Source organism: Paenibacillus sp. Soil766 (assembly GCF_001428105.1).
Lineage (GTDB): Bacteria > Bacillota > Bacilli > Paenibacillales > NBRC-103111 > Paenibacillus_E.
The window spans coordinates 14,619-33,106 of the sequence record NZ_LMSJ01000039.1 but is presented as its reverse complement, the minus strand read 5'-3'; the positions used below and the strand labels follow the sequence as shown (position 1 = coordinate 33,106).

Sequence of the window (18,488 nt, the reverse complement as noted above, 5' to 3'; positions counted from 1 at the left end):
GATACACTCAAAGTCCGTGTTCTCCTTTGTATGAGATGTATGGATTAGGTCCCTACATCTCTACACTGGAGATTTTTTTATGCATTGTCCATGAAAATATAATATAAAATTACATAAATAGTAAATAATTGAATTATTTTTTCGTGTTAGCTTTGATGCAACGCTAGTGTAAAACATGTAGGTAATTCGACTGATTTAGCTCAATACGGTGTGTATGGCCAAATTTAGATGTACATTATCCAGTTAATCCTGATTCCCCAGCGAAATGAGCGGAATTAGCTGGAGGAAATCCAGTTATTACGGCAGAGAGGCACTGGGGTGGAGCAGTCACTTCAAATCTAAGCTACTTAAGTGAAAGTGACTAAGGGGAAACTATGGAGCTTGACGGTGGAAATGGCGAAATGAGTGGGCTGGATAAAATTACTAAGAGGTGTTGTTAGCGTACTCGGATAGTGGAGATGGGGAAAGGAGTAGAGAGAAATATTAAAAAAAGATAAGTGCCCTTAATTCACGGTATCCCTCTTTCGGCTCGCCTACGGTACACTTCAAACATAACAACGACGATAGGGTGATGGAGAACATGAGCTATTCAGAGGTTAAGCAGGAGCTAAGCAAGCCTCCTCATGAGCAAATGGTGAGAAAAACGGGGTTATTGACCTATTACAATCGCTATAAGGTGCTGTACCTGCTGTCGATTCCGGGCATTGTTTACTTTTTAATCTTCAAATATATCCCGCTGACGGGGTCCGTGATGGCCTTTCAGGACTACAGTATTTTCGCCGGGATATGGAAAAGCGATTGGGTGGGCTTGGACAATTTCCGGCGCATGTTCGAGTACGCGGATTTCTGGCGCATTTTAAAAAACACGATGGCTATCGGCTTCTACACCTTGTTCTTCGCCTTCCCAATACCGATCCTACTAGCGCTTATGATGAACGAGCTGCGCAACCAGTTTTTCAAGCGTTTCGTCCAGACAGCCGTGTACTTACCTCACTTTCTGTCTTGGGTGGTGGTCGGAGGCATTGTGATCGAAATCTTAAATCCGACAAGCGGTGTCGTTAACTATATCGTGACGCTGTTCGGACATGAACCGATTTATTTCATGGGTGAGGATTCCTTCATCCGAACAATTATCGTCAGTTCAAGCGTTTGGCGCGATGCGGGCTGGAGTACCATTATTTATTTGGCAGCGATGAGCGGAATTAATCCAGACTTGTACGAAGCAGCGCAAATGGATGGGGCAACACGATGGAAACAGACATGGGCTATTACGATTCCTAGTATTTTAACGACGATCACGATTCTCTTTCTTTTACAAATTGGAAATTTCCTGGACTTAGGATTTGAACGTGTGTTCGTTTTCTTGAATCCTTTGAATAATGCGCAGGGGGATATTTTGGATACGTACATTTATCGCGTGGGACTAATTCAGCGGGAATACAGTTACACGACAGCCATTGGCCTATTTAAGTCGGTGATCGGATTCGTTCTCATCGTAACGGCTAATATGTTCAGCAAAAAAGCAACTGGCGAAGGCTTATACTAACCTATCGAAGAAAGGAGGCGCCTACGTATGTCTAATAGCAAGTCAGCCTTGCATAAACCAAGCCCTATATCTATGCTGAATCCGATCGGGCTCATTCTAATCAGCTTAATTATGGTGCTGCCCATATTAAATATTATCGCCCAGTCTTTCAGTGGACCTGTTGCACTCAGTGCGGGGAAGGTCGTGTTATGGCCTGTTCAATTCACGCTGGATAACTACGTCACGGTACTGAAACAAATCGCGATCTGGCGCGCTTTTAGTGTAAGCGTCATGATTACTGTTTTTGGTACGCTAATCGCTCTTGTCATGACGGCGAGTTTAGCCTATCCACTGTCTAGAAATGAATATCGAGAGCGCAAATATATTTTGCTGCTCGTGCTGATTACGATGATTTTTCATGCTCCGCTGATTCCTAATTACTTGCTCGTTCGTAATCTCGGACTGCTCGATAGCTTATGGGCATTAATGCTGCCTGGGGCGATCAGTGCTTTCAACTTGTTCGTAATGCGTTCTTTCTTTCTGTCCATTCCAAATGAACTGATCGAGTCCGCACGGATTGACGGTGCTGGGGAGGTTCGCACGATATGGAGCATTATTTTGCCGCTTTCGAAGCCAGCGATGGCGACGATGAGTATCATTTATTCAGTGGCGTTGTGGAACAACTACTCGAATGCGCTCTATTTTATCAACAATCGTGCGCTGTTCCCACTCCAAGTGAAATTACGTGAATTTGTCGTGACGGATTCCTCCGATTTAGCCAATACAGCAGGGGATATCGCTAATTTATCTCCTGAAGGACTGAAGATGGCCGTTATCGTGATTGCGACAATTCCGATTATGTTGGTGTACCCTTTCTTGCAAAAGCATTTCATCAAAGGGATGTTAATCGGCTCGATAAAATCGTAAAATCTGTATAATAAAGATCAACTGAGCTTAAAAAACACAATGTTCCAAGTTTTTCTTTCACGATAAGATGATCACGAATCAACAACATATCGATTAGGGGGATATACAATGAAAGCTTGGTTGAAAACGGGTCTCGTCTCGACGCTAATGGTTGCGGTTATCGCGGGTTGCTCCAATTCTTCAACGAGTACGACTGGAACTAGTGCAAGCTCAGCAAGCCCTGCAAGTTCCGCAAAACCGCAAGCACCGGTGAAAATCTCCATCTCCTTAAGTGACTCCTTAAATAAATATGCGCTCGGCAGCACAGACATCAACAATGATAAATGGGTGAAAAAGCTAGGCGAATTGACGAATACACAGCTTGATCTGCGCCTTGTACCTCATGCGGAGTTCAAACCGAAGACAGCCTTGATGTTCGCCAGCACGGATCTGCCGGATGTCATGAATACGATCCAAGGGATGTTCCCACAGGGGCCAGATATGAGTGGAGCGATCAAGGGCGGACTGTTCATGCCGTTGGATGATCTGCTCAAAGAGTATGGCAAAGATTTATTGAAAGCGATTCCGGAGCAAGCGTGGAATGAAGTGAAGTATAACGGCAAGATCTATGCGATCCCTGAATATTTATCCAATGCAAGCCGTCGTGCTACGTTTATCCGTAAAGATTTGCTAGATCAAACAGGGCTGCCAGTACCGAAGACCGTAGACGATTTCCTCAACGTCCTGCGGGCCATGAAGAAGAATGGTGTTGCTGAACCGTATGCCTTCCGGAAAGATTTTGTCTATTCCGACATGATTTTTGGAGCCTATGATGTAATGCCGTATAGCACGATGTTCGAGAAAATCGGTGATCAAGTTGTTCCGAAGTTTTTCAAAGTGGAAGCGATGCAGAAAGCACTAACCGTCTACAAGACGATGTACGATGAAGGCTTGATGGCGAAAGACTTCGCGAGTCTTGACGGCAACAAATGGACGAACAATATTAACGCAGGTAAATCAGGGGTATGGAATCACAATGCGAACCTGTTGATGAATTGGATTAGTACAACAAAGCCTGCGAATGCCAAATCAGAAGTCGTCATTATTCCGTCTCCTGTCGGTGACGATGGCAAGGGTGGCATGATGAAATACAGCTACACAGGCGGATTGTCCTACATTAATAGCAAGGTTAGCAAAGAGAAAGCGATCGCGATTGTGAAAATGATGAACTACATGGTGACGGAACAGGGAGATCGATTCTTTAACTTCGGAATTGAAGGCGACACATACACGATGCAGGATAATAAAGTCGTTTACAAACAACCGACAACACCAGAAGGCACACTTGAAGAGCAGTTCCGTTCCGTTATGCTGAGACTTGTTGAAGATACGGCGCTGAACAGAACACTTTTGAACACAACCGAAGATGGTAAAAAGCTAATTACACAATTTGATACCATCGTGACCAAAGAGGGAAGAAACGGGATCTCCTTCGCACCGGAACTTACAACGACGGCGAAGTTTACAGATGCTGGTCTGAAGTTCTCCGATATGCCACCGGTCATTCTAGATCATATGCTGAAAATGGTGTACGGCAAGGAACCGATCTCCGATTGGCCGAAAGCGCTAGAAGATTGGAAAGCCAAAGGTGGAAATGAAATCATTAAGGAAGCGACTGAGCGTTACAACAAAAAAGAAGGCATCGTGATGGGTGACTAAAAAAGAGCTTGTGCATTGGGTAGAAAGCATTTATTCTCGGGTTGAGGATAAATGTTTTTTGCCATAGGGGAGGGCGGCTGGATGAAGCAAATTCTGATTGTAGACGACGAACCGCTTATTCTAAAAGGCATGGTTATTATGTTAAAGCAGCATTCACATAAATTTGATTCCATACGCACGGCTAGCAATGGTGTGAAGGCGCTGCAAATGATCGAGGAATCGATGCCGCAGCTGCTATTTACAGATATCCGTATGCCGAAGATGGATGGGCTTGAGCTGTGCAAGCAGGTGAATGAGAAATATCCGTTGATCCAGAAGGTCATTATTTCAGGTTATGGTGACTTCGAATATGCGCAGGCGGGTATGTCTTACGGGGTCAAAGAATATTTATTGAAACCGTTTACGCCGGTCAAAATCCATGATCTGCTGACGAAGCTGATTGCGCAGAGCGGTCATGCGATTTTATCCATTTCCAAGTATGAGGATTGGATTGAGAAAATTGTAGAGGCCATCTGGACGCTGCGAATTGATGAGGTAGAAGCGCATTTGGAGGAATTGCGGTTGTATTGCATGTCGGCTTCCACGTCGGATACCGAGTTCATTCAGCTGCTGCAGGATTGCCTGCCAATGATCAAAAAGCGATTATCCCTTCGCAGCTTTCAGCCCAAAACGGAAGAAATGACCGATACAACAGATATGATGGCTTACTTCCTGCAGCTTCAGGAGCAAATTATGAAGATGATCGATGAGCTGGCACTGCAGCGAGGTGGTCAGGATCTCATGCAGAAAGCGAAAATTTACATGGATGCCAACATCACGAATAGTCTCTCCCTAGAGGACGTTGCTGAATATCTGGGCATTACACCGCCTTACTTGAGCTTGCTGTTCAAGAAGGTGTTCAAGGAAACCTTTGTGCAATATCGCATTACCAAACGAATTGAGTTGGCGAAGCGGATGCTGGAAATGCCGCACTACCGCACGAACGATATCGCTTATGAGATCGGCTATGAGAACTACCCACATTTTTCCCGAATGTTCAAAAAAGTCACAGGTCTCTCGCCGCTTGAATATCGGCATATGATGGGGATCAAATAATGAAGCCATCGTTAGCACGCAGCATTTTTGCCTATGTGGCCGCTATTGTTCTGATCACTGTTATGTCGATCGGGTTTTCCTCTTACTTTATTTCGTCGAATAAGCTGAAGGAGCAAACCGAGCAGCATTTGACGGAGATTGTATCGAACGCGGTCAACCATACGGATTTATATTTGAAAAATTATGAGCGCGCACATCTATCGCTTTTTACCAATAGTTCCGTCAAAAAGTTCGTCGACGACCCGCCAACGGGCGATTACGAGTATTATCAATTCACGGATAGCTTGATAGATAACGTCATCAATCCGCTTTTTATTAAGTCGCCGGAGATTATGACCGTCTACTTGGCTGATTATTTCGATCACTTGGTGTACTATGAGAATCCTGCGTTGAAGTCAATTGTAGATCCGGTACCTGCCTTTACGATGGAGGAGTTGGACAAAGAAACGGATCCCCAAGGCAACATGACGATTATTAGCAATAGTGTATTCTCCGAAAGTAATAACCAATTTATCACGTTGGCGCGCAAAATCCATGGTGAAGTGTTCAATGAGTTCAAGGGTATTCTAGCGATTGAGATTAAGGCGGACGAATTTGCGACCTTGTGGAAAGGGATCAATTTGGGGCCTAGCGGTTTTTTTGCCATTGTTGATAATGACGGGCGCATCGTGTATCATCCCGACAAGCAGCGAATCGGTACTTCCGTGAACAAGGCGCTTATGGCGAAAATAGAAGGGAATGACTTGAAATCCTTCAAGGATTCTTCGTTCGGAGGAGAGCGTATGGTCGTCAGCTCCAAGTCAGCTTATACGGGTTGGAACCTCATGGTGTCGATTCCGACGGCGGATATTAATCGGCCCTTATCGAGTATTCGCTACTCCGCCTTCTGGGTAGGGGGCATTACGCTGCTGTTGGCCTTGCTGCTATCGTATCGATTTGGGCGAAATATTACGAAGCCGATTCAAATTTTGAAAAATGGCATGCGCCAAACGGAAAAGGGTAACTGGGTGAAAATCCCCCAGCTGCAAACAAATAATGAGCTGGATGAGTTGATTCAGCGCTACAATTTAATGGTCGTTTCCTTGTCGGAATTAATGGACACCTTGTACCGAACGGAGCTTAGTAAGAAGGACGCTGAATTAGAGAGACAGAAGGCCGAGCTGCAATCGCTGCAGCTGCAAATTAATCCGCATTTTCTGTACAATACGTTGGAAAATATTATCGTCTACGCCGTCATTCAGCAATCCACCGAAATTACGGAGATTGTGGATGCCATAGCAACGATGTTCCGTTACTCGGTGCAGACACATATCGAAGAGACGGCGATCGTCAATGAGCTCAAGCATGTGCTGAACTACATGACGATCATGAAGCACAGGGTGGGGCGGGAGTTCGAGCTAGACGTAAGAATTCCGCCGGAATTCTTCTTGAAGAAGACGGCTAGGCTCACTTTGCAGCCGCTCATCGAGAATATTTTCCAGCATGGGTTCGCCGAGGGGATCGAGGAGCATCACTATATTCGGCTGGATGCGTGGGCGCAGGACGATGACCTGATCATCGTTCTCGAGGATAACGGCGTCGGAATGACGCCGGAGCATCTAGCTTCACTAAATAAGCAACTGAGCGCCAATCAATTGGCGGAAGCCAAGCTGCATAAGGGTGCCGGCAACAGTGGTGGCATCGGCCTGATGAACGTACACCGCCGCATCCAGCTGGTGTTCGGCGAGCAATACGGCCTGAGCATCGCAAGCGAGCTCGGCGTTGGTACACGGATCTATATTCGGTTTCCGAATATAGGGACGTGAGGGGCTCGGCTCTGGGGTAAACTTCAAGATGCCTCGAGATGCAGAGCTTAGGCTCGTCGGTGAAGGTGCCTTGCCAAGCATTGTGCAACCCTGCCTGGCAGCTCTACTCTCGCAGCGCCACCCCAAAAGCATCACTCCAAAAGCCTCGCCCCAAAAGCCCCGCCCCCCACTTAGGGAGCGGGGCTTTTGTATATGCTGCTCCAAGACACAATCCCATCAGCAGCTAAATTTGCGCGTCCGCTACTGTTGCGAAATCCAGATCAAACGGGCGCACTGTTTAAAAAAACACAATGCTGCTTAAATTCGATCATGTGTTTCAACGGCGGACCTATCTATAATTGGCTTTAGAGTCGAATACTAACGGTGTTTCCGTCAGCCCCCTATTTCAACATAGAGAGAAAGCGTGGAGAGAAGCGATGCTGGAGAATGTGACGTTTCATAATGTTTCGGAGTTGGAATCGAGAGCGTATTTGCCTGGTCTTAGGCTCCAGCGCTTTCCCAAGCAAGTTCGTGAATCGCTAACTGAAAAAGGCCGAACAAAAGCTGCCGAGTCTAGCGGCTGTGAAATTCGATTCGTGACAGAGGCAAAGAGTATCAAGCTGACGATGGCTGCGCAAGAAAAGGATGGACGTGTGCTCGTGTTTAAAGGCGATTTTTTCCATGCGGCATATGACTTGAAGGCTGGCGCCATCACCACTTTACAATTGGAAGCACCAGAAAGATTTGCGGAGGTACCGCCTGCGTTACTGGATAATGTCGCGTTTTCTTCAAAAGTGTGGCGTATTTATTGCGACCGGTTTACGGCGATTTTTTATGACATAGATGCTTATGGCTTTGCGATTAGGCCGCCAGAGCGACAGGAAGTACCGCAATTGACCATGCTCGCCTACGGTTCGTCGATTACACAAGGAGCAGGTGCGTTAAGTCATTATAACGGTTATGTCCAGCAGGCGGCCCGCCGTCTTGACATAGATGTATTGAATCTAGGACTCAGCGGGTCTTGCTACTGTGAGCCAGAATTGGCAGATCATTTGGCGGAGCGGAATGATTGGGATTTGGCCTATCTGGAGCTTGGCGTCAATATGAGGGGGACGGTGAGTATTGAGGAATTTCAGCATCGCACGACTTATTTATTGGATGGGATCATCCGTAACCACCCTTCTAAACCGATCCTTGTGACTACGATATATCCGAATCGGGCCACGTATTTTCACGATATCACACATCCATTTCGTAGGGCTGAAGAGCAATTTAATGATGTGCTAAAGCGATATGTGGAGAGTCGTCAGCATCCGAATTTGACCCTGTTAGATGGGTCGCAGATCATGATTGATTTTACCTCTTTGACAAGTGATTTAATTCATCCCTCGGATTATGGACATAGTCGGATGGGTGAACAATTGGCTGGGTTTTTACGATCTTCTGTGGATATGTTGCTGGCTGCACAAGTTTGATCAACATATACAAAGTTAAATAATAGGAGGCAGGAATCATATGCATGGAATGAAATTAAATGGGAAAATTGCACTTGTAACAGGATCGAATGCGGGGATTGGACGGGCGATTGCGCAAGCCTTGGCTGCAAATGGGGCGAAGGTTGGCGTGAATTGCCTGTCTAACATAGCTCAGGGCGAAGAAACGGTGGCGGCCATTCGTGCGGCTGGTGGAGAGGCTATTCTTGTGCAAGCGGATGTGACGGATCCCGTGCAAATTGATCGGCTAGTGAACGAGGTTGAGCAGGCATTTGGCGGTTCCATCGACATTCTGGTGAATAACGCGGGTCATTTGGTGCAGCGTGTGCCGAACGCAGAGATGACTGAGGAGATGTATGAGCGCATCATGAATGTGAATTTGAAAAGCACGGTTTTTATGTGCAAAAGAGTGCTGCCCGGCATGACAGATAAAGGCGCCGGTCGCATTATTAACATGTCATCGGTTGCTGCCTATAACGGCGGTGGCCCTGGCTCCAGCATTTATGCGGCTAGCAAAGCTGCTGTGATGGCATATTCGAAGGGACTTGCCAAAGAGGTAGCAGCAAGTGGCATCACCGTCAATAACGTGTCGCCTGGCTTTATTGGCAACACGATGTTCCACGCGACTTTCACGAGTGACACAGCACGTCAGGCTACCATCGGTAGCATTCCACTTGGGCGCGAGGGCACACCAGAGGATGTGGCTGGTGCAGTTCTCTATTTGGCATCAGAGCTTGCTAGTTACCTAACCGGAGAAACGATTGAAGTTAACGGCGGGATGATGATGCGATGAATGATGCCGTTAAGCTGAGAGAATCGATTGGCGCGAAGGTGCAGCGCCTAGCGTGGACGAGTGAGGTAGCGAACTCGCTGAAGGAAGAGATTGATGGGCTGCAGGCTATTGGCAGCCTGATCATTCCTCTGGAGCCAGGCGGTTGGTGGCATCAGTATGTGTGTCAGCAGCACCATACGGAGCTGCTGTTCGATCCTTTGGCAGCCGATGCGACGGAGTTTCATTGTCCGCACGGCTGTGTGGTGGAAGGCGCCGAGCACCGAGGCGCCTGGCTGGTGTATAAGCACCAGCTGCTCGCGCGGATTGCACTGCAAGCGGCTGCGGTGTATGCGGGGCTGCGCGACTACACCTATGCCGAGCTGAGCAAGCGGCTGATCGTGGAGTATGCGGCGCAGTTTCCGCTCTATCCTGTGCATCCCGATGCGCAGCCTTGGATGCTGAAGGGGCGCGCGTTTCATCAAGCGCTGACGGAGTCGATTTGGTCCACGACGCTGATTCGGGCGTATGTCTTGTTGGTGGATGAAGGGATAGTCTTTAGCTCAGATGAGCAGCAAAAGGTAGATAAGTTCCTTCATCTGCTTGAAGAGAGTATGCGTGCGTATCGCCGAATATTGATCCACGAGCGGAACAATGCGGAGAACAACTATACCGCTTGGTTGAATGCATCGCTCGCTTGTGTGTATGCCGCCCGAGGGGAGCGGCATGAGCTTGAAGCGCTGATTGAGGCCGAGGGCGGCTTCCGTCATCATCTTTCGATTGGCGTGAAACAGGATCAGATAGAGTTCGAAGGCAGCACGTATTACCACGTGTTCGTGCTGCGGGCGTATTTGATCTTCGCTGAGATGGCGAAGCGATGTGAGAAGGATCTGTACGCGTGTGAGGGTTCGCAAGGGCAATCCATGCGCGGCATGGTAGAGGCGCTGGCGGAGCTCGCCGATGACCAAGGCGTGCTGCCAGCGCTGCACGACGGCCCGATGGAGCGGCTACCATACGCCCGCGAAATCGCAGAAGTGGCCGAGCTGGGGCTGAACCACTATGCGGTGGAAGGCCTCGTGCCGATTCTGCGCGAGGCCTATCGGCAGATGGGCTCAGCGGATGGCTCGCGCTGCGGACTTGAAGCACTGCTTTATGGGGCTACACCATCCTTAGAAATTACCCCCATGGCCCTCATGAAGCCACGCGGTTCAAAGCTTTGGCCAGCATCCGGTTTTGTTGTCGGGAGGCATGCGGATAACCCGCTCTCTTTTCTTGTGGACTTTGGAGAACACGGTGGTGCTCACGGACACCTCGACAAACTGCATGTGACTTTGATGCATAAGCGTCAAACACTTACGCCAGATTTCGGCGTAGTTCCGTATGGGTCCACGCTGCGACCGTGGTTTAGTGAAACCGCCAGTCATAACACGGTTTCACTAGGTGGTAAATCGCAAGATGAGCATACGGGGCGGTGTCTGCGTTTTGAACAAACGGAAGCGACCACCTACGCGTGGCTGCAAAGTGATACAGCCTACTTCGGCTGCAGGCTGAATCGTCATCTCCTTTTAACGAGTGACTGGCTGTTGGATTGGTTCGAGGTTACGCTCACAAGCGAGGATCCTCAGTCAATCGAGTGGTGGATGCATCCCATAGCTGCGCCTCAATCGAAGCAGCTGGTAGAACTCTCTTTTGCTGACAAAGCCATCTATCCGCCTATTCACATCCAACCAAACTTGCCAGAGTTGCCTATAGTGGGGCGCTTCTCACCTGAGGAATCGAATGTTTGTGTGAAGTATCTGCTTAAGAACGGTGATCAGCTCCATCAAACGGCATTGGCGCATCCAGGCCAAGAGCTGCTGACGGTTCGAACGCCTGGCCATTCCATCGATCCTAGCGTACCGCTAACTGCGTTGCTTCATCGCCAATTTAGTAAGTATGCGAGCTTCATCCATGTGTATCGTGTTGGAGCGGGGGCGATGCTAGCCTACTGCTTTGCTGATAATCGATTAGGCATTACCGCAGATGGTCGCACGACGACCGTTCAACTTATACCAGAGCAAGGGCTGCTGATTGTTTAGCGGCTCTTTTTTGCTAGGGAAAGCTGCGTTTTGGTGAGATTTGACAGTCCTTTTGAGGAGTGAGTATGATGGAAATACAAAGGACGGTGAACCCAATGAATACGTTGCAAAAGCCTCGCAAGCGGGAAGAGCGGCATGTTACCAGTTTTCTTGAAATTGTGGATGTAGGCACGGGGGAACGTCATGTATTGGCCGAATTCGATGATTTGATTGAGGCGCCGAACTGGACGAGTGATGGTGAAAGTCTCATTTATAACCGAAGTGGGTTGCTTTATACCTACGAAATTGCTACAGGTCAGAGCACAGTGATCAATTCGGACTATGCGGATTGGTGTAATAATGATCATGTGCTGTCCCCGGATAATTCGCAGATTGCGGTTAGTCATCATACAGAGGAAGACGGTCAGTCACGCATTTATGTGCTTCCATTAGCTGGCGGTCAGCCTACGTTGATTACAGCAATGGCCCCAAGCTATCTGCATGGGTGGTCTCCCGATGGTCGCGAATTATCCTATTGTGCGGAGCGAAATGGCGTGTACAATATTTACACAATTCCCGTTTAAGGGGGTGTGGAGCGACAGCTCACAGATGTTCCTGGACTTGATGATGGTCCTGAGTATTCTCCAGATGGTCAGCATATCTGGTTTAATTCTACACGATCTGGCTTGATGCAGGTGTGGCGAATGAACGTGGACGGTAGTGAGCAGACACAAATGACCGATGAGCCCAGTAATAATTGGTTTCCGCACGTATCCCCAGACGGTAATACGGTTGCCTATATTGTGTATCGTAAGGGAGATGTCGAGCCCAATTCGCATCCTCCGAATAAAGAGGTTGAAATCCGATTAATGGCAAGTACAGGGGGCACTTCTCGGAACCTAGTTTCGCTGTTTGGTGGACAAGGGACAATCAACGTCAACTCGTGGTCACCGGATAGCCAGAAATTAGCGTTTGTCAGCTATAAATTAACTAGTCAATCACCAGAAATTTCCTTATAATGACAAAATAAGTGACGAAGAACGTCCCGTTCCATTCAATTGAGTGGATGCGGGGCGTTTTTGTGTCTATCTAGAAGGGTGATGAGAAAAATGAATGTTGTAGAAGAGCATGAAACGTTTATTCGGACGCACTTGGACAATCGTAGTGGGGAGCGGCGCGGCAGATTGGAGAGAGGACATGGGCACGGGGAGGCGCTCTTTGCTAAACAAATTTGGTGGATTTTACGTGGGGACTTAGAGAACCTTCACCCTGAATATGAGGTGCTTGATTGGCGCGGGCGTTCTTACTTTGCGGATTTTGCGTGGTTGCCAGGTTTTGTAAAGCTGCTTATCGAAATAAGAGGCTACGCTTCGCATGTTCGTGATCTGGACAGGCAGAAATTTTGCAATGAATTGAATCGTGAAACGTTTCTTCATGCGATGGGGTATCAAGTCATTTCCTTCGCTTATGATGATGTTGAACAAAGACCGGAGCTGTGCATAGCCTTGCTGCGAATGGTGATGGCGAGATATCAAGCGAGTTCAACACCAATTCTACGCGCCCACATGGCCGAAAAAGAAGTCCTTCGTCTCGCTGTTCAACGTGCAGAGCCGATTCGGCCAAAGGATGTGGAGCAGCATTTTGATATTGATCATCGGACTGCAGTCATGATGCTTAAGAAGCTTTGCTCGAAAGGCCTGCTCACACCTGCCTATAGCGGAAAGGGGCAGCGCATTGTTAAGTACGCTTTAGCCGGGAGTGACTTGCTCGCTAACAGAGATTAATGGAAAATATAAACCTAATTTATCAAGAAATCATCGATTTATCCAATTAGATGGAAATTATGTAGCTAATTTCAGCGAAAACAACGGAATGTGCCAAAAAGGCAGAGAATAGATGGATATTTTTCATTTATTCTCAACATACAGACTGAAGTCGCTGAAATAGCTGGATAAAATCCAGTTATTTCGCAACCGTATCCAATCTTGCTACTCTCTGACCTCTCACCCGCCCTCCAAGACTCCCACTAGTCAAGCACCTTCACCATCAGTCCCCGCGAAAATAAAAAACAGCCAGCCCAGGTATCTAACCCCCGAGATCGGCTGTTTCCATACTTTTTACAATCCCAACAAAAACGGTACAACCATGTCAGCAATCCGCCGATGACCAGCCTCATTCGGATGCAAGCCATCCGATGTGAAGTGGGGCAGCGTTAGCTTGTTTAATCCGCTTTCCGCGTATAGATTAAGCACAGGTAACCCATACAACAAGCCAATCTGTTTGATAGCCTCAACATAATCAACGAGACGATGACCAGCCGCATTGACGTAGAAAATGTCATATTGATCTTTATCTCGCTGTAGCGGCGTCCATAAGCTCAAGCGACAGACTGGATTTTTTGTCAGAATGTCCTCGATCAGCGTGGCATAAGCACCGTGAAACGTAAACACGTCCTTACTTCCTAACTCCCCGATCGGCTTATCTAATCGAAAATCATTCACACCAGCGAAAATGGTGACGCAATCCAAGGACGTGTCGATCATCCGACCAACATGAGTCGTCGCGCCATAGTCACGATCACCGCCAGCTGTCATGGGACAACCGCTTTTGCCATAGTTGATCACGCTGGCGAAGCCCATCACTTCCTGAACTAGCGGCTGATAGCCGCCTGCTTCGGTGATACTATCTCCGAGGGTCCCCCAAGTTCTTCCCGTCCATTTGTTAAGCAAGTTCGTGAGTCCCCTTTTAATTAATTCTCATCTTCATAATGAACAGCGCCGACAGCGACTTCACGATCTGCATAAGCGAGACCTGGATTGTCTCCCAGATAGGCACCTTGTTCGATCAATTTACGTTGCAGCTCCGGGATGGACACCTCGCGGAAGCCAACTCCATCAACGCTCGCCATCGAAGCAGCAACGCCTGCCGCTTCCCCCATTGCAAAGCAGTTCGGCATAACGCGAAGCGAACCTTGTACTGGACGATCAGACGAAACGGAGCGTCCTGCGACGATAAGATTCGATTTGCCTTGCGGAAGCATACAGCGATAAGGCACGCCGTGGGATTTTCCTTTTGGTAAATGCTTAATCGTCATTGTAGATCCGGCATTTGCTAAGTGGATATCAATAAAGTAGGAGTTACGGGCAATATCATCCTCGAAACTACGCATCGAGAGAAAATCATCCACGACAAGGGTGTAGTCGCCTTGAATGCGGCGTGTTTCACGAATACCGATTTGATCACCAGAATGGACAAGGAAAATATGCTCAAAGCCAGGCACATATTTCTTCAAGAATCGGATTTGTGTATCAATCAACTGACGTCCCTCGATCGCGGCACGAGTTAAATCTTCTGCTTTTGTTCCGTCAATATTGAAGACGTGGCCAAAGTTAAAACCAACTACGGAATTTGATACCCAAGCCATTCCTGAAATGCGCTTGCGTCCTTCTGGCAGTTCACCATTTTGCTGGGCTAAAGTCACGAGATCTTCAAGCTGCGGATGCTGACCCGTTTCAGTGAGGAATTGATTGAAGCGAACCTTATCTGCACCAGTAACGACATAGCACATCGTACCAGGCTGAAGCTCACCATTGTCGCCACCAACTTGAAAAGGAACCCCAGCCAATGCTGCAAGATCCGCATCTCCAGATGCATCAATGTACAGCTTGGCTTGCACGACGGAGCGGCCGGATTTATTGCTAATGACAAGACCGCTGATGCGATCCCCATCAAGCAGCACTTGATCAGCAACGGTATGGAATAGCACTTGTGCGCCGCTGGCAAGCACTTCGGCATCATAGACGCGTTTGAGCGTTTCGACATCGATTGGAACCCAGTCCAGCAATTGTTCATACCGGTTTAGAAAATCTTCTCCTGCTGCGCGTTTCATTTTTTCTAGCAAATCGAGACCGATACCACGAATAACAGGTTTTTCTCCATCAGTATATGGGCAAAATGCAGGTACAAGTGCTGCTGTTCCCATGCCGCCTAGATAGCCGCGTTGCTCTATTAAGAGCGTGCTGGCACCATTACGCGCAGCCGCAATTGCAGCGGCAATACCTGTAGCCCCACCGCCAACAACGACGACATCAGGGGTGTGACTGACAGTTAGTTTTTGAGCAGGTATGGTTACGGTTAAGTTGTTAGTTGATGAGTTAGTCATTCGAATTTCCTCCTAATGGGTGGACATTGGCGAGTCTAAGCGCCGCAATGTTTTCGCGTTTACGTATTCAGAAAGCCTTTGTTTTCATTATAGATCGCTGTAACGAAGGAACTAGTTTAATTTTTATTTCATCTAAAAAGTAAGCGTGATATAGTGTGCGTAAGCAACATTTTGGAGGTGCAATACATCCATGCCAATCCGCAAAGCCGTCACAATGAAAACAATCGCCATCGAGCTTGGCTTAACGGTCCAAACCGTGAATAAAGCACTAAAGGGCAAGCATGGCATGTCGGAGGCGACCCGCCAACTCATTGTCCACACAGCTGAGAAGCTCGGCTATTACACGATGGATCAGATCCGCAGTTTAAGGCTGGATCATATCGCGCCTTACCCGAATGAGCGCCTGCGTTTTCTACTTGTTCAGACAGCCGAATCTGTGTCCTATAACCGTTTGTTGCTGCAAGGTTTGCAAGATCGATTCTTCTCCTTCGGACATCGCATTGAGCTGCTCATGCTGCCTCAGCGCATGAAGCAAGAGAAGATGGCGATATGGTTAGAGGAAGCAGGAGTCCAATATGCAGATGGAATATTCATTGCGCCGAGCATTCTGCCTCAGGAGTGGGAAACGGCGCTTTTTAACCTCCCCATTCCCCGAATTCTGCTAAGTTTCCCAGCGTCTGGTGTCAAAATTGACAGTGTCATCTGGGATGTCTACGAAGCAACTTGCCAGGCTGTGGCCTATCTGCGAAGTCAAGGGCATGAGCGCATCATGTATGTTGGTGATATTCAGATGCAGCGAGGATCTATTCTGCGTTGGCAAGCTTTTGGCTATGCGATGCAAGCTTCTGGCATCACGATCACGACTTCAGAGCATTGTATCGGTCCACGTGACACCAGCTTGGCGTGGCATAACACACTCTTCAATCAAATTCAGCAACAACAGCCAACTGCCATTATTTGCGGCATTGATCATGAAGTGCCTGTGGTCTATGACACTTGCAAGGCACTTCAGCTCCGAGTCCCAGACGATATCTCTTTAGTCGGCTTTCTTAATGAACAACTCGAAATATTGCCCGAATTTACACGACCGCTTCTACCCATCTCCCAAACGGGCTACCGCGCAGCGGATCGAATGCTGTGGCGGATTGCCAATCCGACATTGCCTTTTGAACATATTCGGATTCAAGGTGAATTCCATATTGGTCTTACAACCGCAGGGATTTCATCCTAAGCTAGTATCCTTTTCTTCACCGTAAGATCGAACCAGAAATCATAAGATCCTCCTATGTCTCAAGCCTTTGTCCAAGTTATAATGAAGAGAACTGCACTTAGGGAGGCCGACAATAGATGTATAAACTTGTCATTGTGGACGATGAGCCAACAGTTCGTTTCGGGTTAAGTAACTATTTTGACTGGAAGGCCTATGGGATTGAAGTTGTAGGCGAAGCGGATGATGGTGACGTAGCGCTTGAGGTGATCGAGCGTGAGAAGCCGGATCTCATCCTAACAGACGTGCGAATGCCCAATATGGATGGTATTCAGATGTCGAACCAATTAAGTGAACGGTTTCCTCATATCAAAATTGTGTTCGTCAGCGGTCATGATGATGCTGAGTACTTGAAATCTGCGCTGAAGGTTAAAGCGGTTGATTATATGTTTAAGCCTGTCAATTTAAGCGAGTTGGAAATTGTTATTGAGCGGTTAGTAAGCTCTCTCCATGCTGAGCAGCAAGAGCGCAAGCTCATTGAAGATATGCAGGTTAAGCTCATACAGAGCATGCCCCTGCTGCAAGAGAAATTTCTTATGTCGCTAATTCGGGAAGGCGTTATTTACCCATCACGTGTGCAGGATCGTATTGATTTTCTTCAGTTGAACTTGCCAATGGAAGGAGCCTATTGGGTCATTGCGATTCGTATCGATGATGCCACGGAGGTTGCGCAAACCCGGTCCGAGAGAGACCAACAACTGCTGTCCTATTCGGTTCTGAATATTGTGCAGGAGCTGATTGAGCGAGAGATCGGCGGCTATGTTTTTGAGAATCAGATTGGCGAATTCGTAGGGATTCTTCGTATGCCTCAGGAAGATGATCAGGAAAACTTGCTGTTCACCCTGGCAGAGGAAGTTCGCGAAAGCCTTCATAATTATTTGAAAATCAGTGTAACGATCGGGGTAGGTGAACGGATTTCCAGACTTGCCAGCCTGCCGCAATCCTATTCACAAGCGAGAGAAGCAGCCGATCAACGATGGTTTTTAGGCAAAAACCAAATTATTTCCATGGACAATCTGGAGCAAGCCGAGGAGAGTGTGTATCGGTTTGATGCTTCACAGCAAGAGCGCATCGTCTCCTCCTTGAAGTCTGCAGATATCTTGAAAGTGCAGGAAGAGCTGGGCGAGATGTACAATGCGCTGTCACGTAATCGGGCAGATGGTATGGCTTATGGACGTAACATCAGTCTTCAACTGCTTCTTCTAGCCAGCCGTGTATTGTTAGAGCTGCACGTACAGAAGCAAGATCTCGAAAGCAAAGAAAACGAGCTCATGGCCAAAGTGTTTCAGCAAGAAACGTTAGGTGCTTTACATCGTCTTGTTGAAGTGTTTTTGATAGAGGTATGTGAACGCATTAGTGAGAAACGTAATGGCAAATCCAAAAATGTGATCGAACGAACGCGGGCGATTATTGATAAACGGTATGCGGAGAATTTGCAGGTAGGCGATATCGCGACGGAAGTATTCTTGTCTACGACATATTTGTGTTTGCTTTTTAAACAAGAAACGGGGGAAACGATTAACGAATATATGACCAAGGTTCGCGTGGAGCGGGCGAAAGCGTTATTGAAGGATCCCGCCAATAAGTTTTATGAAGTGTGCTATGCGGTGGGGTATTCGGATCCTAGTTATTTTAGCAAAATATTTAAGAAATATACGGGATATACACCGAGCTCCTTCCGCGAGCAAGTCATGTAAAGAGAGTAGGGTTC

15 protein-coding genes are annotated in these 18,488 nt (G+C 47.6%); 13 read left to right on the top strand and 2 right to left on the bottom strand.

Annotated features, from left to right (window positions below; all coding sequences use genetic code 11):
- The first annotated feature begins 580 nt into the window (after positions 1-580).
- From ASG89_RS26730 to ASG89_RS26685, 11 genes are all read left to right on the top strand, one after another.
- Positions 581-1,546 carry an ABC transporter permease gene (locus ASG89_RS26730; protein WP_414813293.1) on the top strand — a complete coding sequence of 322 codons (966 nt, stop codon included), beginning with the start codon at positions 581-583 and terminating at the stop codon, positions 1,544-1,546.
- A 27-nt stretch (positions 1,547-1,573) separates the two neighbouring features.
- A complete protein-coding gene (locus ASG89_RS26725) occupies positions 1,574-2,452 on the top strand; it encodes a carbohydrate ABC transporter permease (RefSeq protein WP_057314125.1) in 879 nt (292 codons plus the stop codon).
- Between the two features lie 108 nt (positions 2,453-2,560).
- On the top strand, positions 2,561-4,150 hold the full coding sequence (locus ASG89_RS26720; RefSeq protein ID WP_063868177.1) for an extracellular solute-binding protein: 1,590 nt from the start codon (positions 2,561-2,563) through the stop codon (positions 4,148-4,150).
- An 81-nt stretch (positions 4,151-4,231) separates the two neighbouring features.
- Positions 4,232-5,245, top strand: a complete 1,014-nt coding sequence (locus ASG89_RS26715; protein WP_057314123.1) for a response regulator — start codon at positions 4,232-4,234, stop codon at positions 5,243-5,245.
- Entirely contained in the window at positions 5,245-7,050 is a 1,806-nt protein-coding gene (locus ASG89_RS26710) for a sensor histidine kinase (protein WP_057314121.1), read from the top strand. The genes ASG89_RS26715 and ASG89_RS26710 overlap by 1 nt, the downstream gene beginning before the upstream one ends.
- A gap of 416 nt (positions 7,051-7,466) precedes the next feature.
- Positions 7,467-8,504, top strand: a complete 1,038-nt coding sequence (locus ASG89_RS26705; protein WP_057314119.1) for an SGNH/GDSL hydrolase family protein — start codon at positions 7,467-7,469, stop codon at positions 8,502-8,504.
- A gap of 40 nt (positions 8,505-8,544) precedes the next feature.
- Complete coding sequence (locus ASG89_RS26700; RefSeq protein ID WP_414813292.1) at positions 8,545-9,315, top strand: SDR family NAD(P)-dependent oxidoreductase; 771 nt, start codon at positions 8,545-8,547, stop codon at positions 9,313-9,315.
- Positions 9,312-11,369, top strand: coding sequence for a heparinase II/III domain-containing protein (locus ASG89_RS26695; protein ID WP_057314116.1), 2,058 nt, complete (start codon positions 9,312-9,314; stop codon positions 11,367-11,369). The genes ASG89_RS26700 and ASG89_RS26695 overlap by 4 nt, the downstream gene beginning before the upstream one ends.
- Positions 11,370-11,464: 95 nt before the next feature.
- Positions 11,465-11,932, top strand: coding sequence for a TolB family protein (locus ASG89_RS37940; protein ID WP_235549942.1), 468 nt, complete (start codon positions 11,465-11,467; stop codon positions 11,930-11,932).
- Positions 11,933-11,938: 6 nt separating this feature from the next.
- Positions 11,939-12,367 carry a TolB family protein gene (locus tag ASG89_RS37935; protein ID WP_235549941.1) on the top strand — a complete coding sequence of 143 codons (429 nt, stop codon included), beginning with the start codon at positions 11,939-11,941 and terminating at the stop codon, positions 12,365-12,367.
- A 90-nt stretch (positions 12,368-12,457) separates the two neighbouring features.
- Positions 12,458-13,132, top strand: coding sequence for a hypothetical protein (locus ASG89_RS26685; RefSeq protein ID WP_057314114.1), 675 nt, complete (start codon positions 12,458-12,460; stop codon positions 13,130-13,132).
- A gap of 333 nt (positions 13,133-13,465) precedes the next feature.
- Here the strand turns inward: ASG89_RS26685 and ASG89_RS26680 are convergent, their stop codons facing one another.
- Together ASG89_RS26680 and ASG89_RS26675 are read right to left on the bottom strand one after the other, a co-directional pair.
- Positions 13,466-14,077 (bottom strand): SGNH/GDSL hydrolase family protein, encoded by a 612-nt coding sequence (locus ASG89_RS26680; RefSeq protein WP_057314112.1) that lies wholly within the window; start codon positions 14,075-14,077, stop codon positions 13,466-13,468.
- Positions 14,078-14,097: 20 nt separating this feature from the next.
- Positions 14,098-15,510: an FAD-dependent oxidoreductase gene (locus tag ASG89_RS26675; RefSeq protein ID WP_057314110.1), complete on the bottom strand. Its 1,413-nt coding sequence runs from the start codon at positions 15,508-15,510 to the stop codon at positions 14,098-14,100.
- Positions 15,511-15,700: 190 nt separating this feature from the next.
- Between ASG89_RS26675 and ASG89_RS26670 the strand changes: the two genes are divergently transcribed.
- Together ASG89_RS26670 and ASG89_RS26665 are read left to right on the top strand one after the other, a co-directional pair.
- Positions 15,701-16,741: a LacI family DNA-binding transcriptional regulator gene (locus ASG89_RS26670; protein ID WP_057314109.1), complete on the top strand. Its 1,041-nt coding sequence runs from the start codon at positions 15,701-15,703 to the stop codon at positions 16,739-16,741.
- 116 nt (positions 16,742-16,857) lie between these two features.
- Positions 16,858-18,474 (top strand): response regulator, encoded by a 1,617-nt coding sequence (locus tag ASG89_RS26665; protein ID WP_057314106.1) that lies wholly within the window; start codon positions 16,858-16,860, stop codon positions 18,472-18,474.
- Positions 18,475-18,488: the final 14 nt, after the last annotated feature.

Bases quoted from the DNA above. Each gene is read 5' to 3' on its own strand.
- ASG89_RS26715 (WP_057314123.1), top strand. From the start codon at position 4,232: ATGAAGCAAATTCTGATTGTAGACGACGAACCGCTTATTCTAAAAGGC.
- ASG89_RS26725 (WP_057314125.1), top strand. From the start codon at position 1,574: ATGTCTAATAGCAAGTCAGCCTTGCATAAACCAAGCCCTATATCTATG.
- ASG89_RS26670 (WP_057314109.1), top strand. From the start codon at position 15,701: ATGCCAATCCGCAAAGCCGTCACAATGAAAACAATCGCCATCGAGCTT.
- ASG89_RS26710 (WP_057314121.1), top strand. From the start codon at position 5,245: ATGAAGCCATCGTTAGCACGCAGCATTTTTGCCTATGTGGCCGCTATT.
- ASG89_RS26720 (WP_063868177.1), top strand. From the start codon at position 2,561: ATGAAAGCTTGGTTGAAAACGGGTCTCGTCTCGACGCTAATGGTTGCG.
- ASG89_RS26705 (WP_057314119.1), top strand. From the start codon at position 7,467: ATGCTGGAGAATGTGACGTTTCATAATGTTTCGGAGTTGGAATCGAGA.
- ASG89_RS37940 (WP_235549942.1), top strand. From the start codon at position 11,465: ATGAATACGTTGCAAAAGCCTCGCAAGCGGGAAGAGCGGCATGTTACC.
- ASG89_RS26665 (WP_057314106.1), top strand. From the start codon at position 16,858: ATGTATAAACTTGTCATTGTGGACGATGAGCCAACAGTTCGTTTCGGG.
- ASG89_RS26700 (WP_414813292.1), top strand. From the start codon at position 8,545: ATGCATGGAATGAAATTAAATGGGAAAATTGCACTTGTAACAGGATCG.
- ASG89_RS26685 (WP_057314114.1), top strand. From the start codon at position 12,458: ATGAATGTTGTAGAAGAGCATGAAACGTTTATTCGGACGCACTTGGAC.
- ASG89_RS26695 (WP_057314116.1), top strand. From the start codon at position 9,312: ATGAATGATGCCGTTAAGCTGAGAGAATCGATTGGCGCGAAGGTGCAG.
- ASG89_RS26730 (WP_414813293.1), top strand. From the start codon at position 581: ATGAGCTATTCAGAGGTTAAGCAGGAGCTAAGCAAGCCTCCTCATGAG.
- ASG89_RS26675 (WP_057314110.1), bottom strand. From the start codon at position 15,510: ATGACTAACTCATCAACTAACAACTTAACCGTAACCATACCTGCTCAA.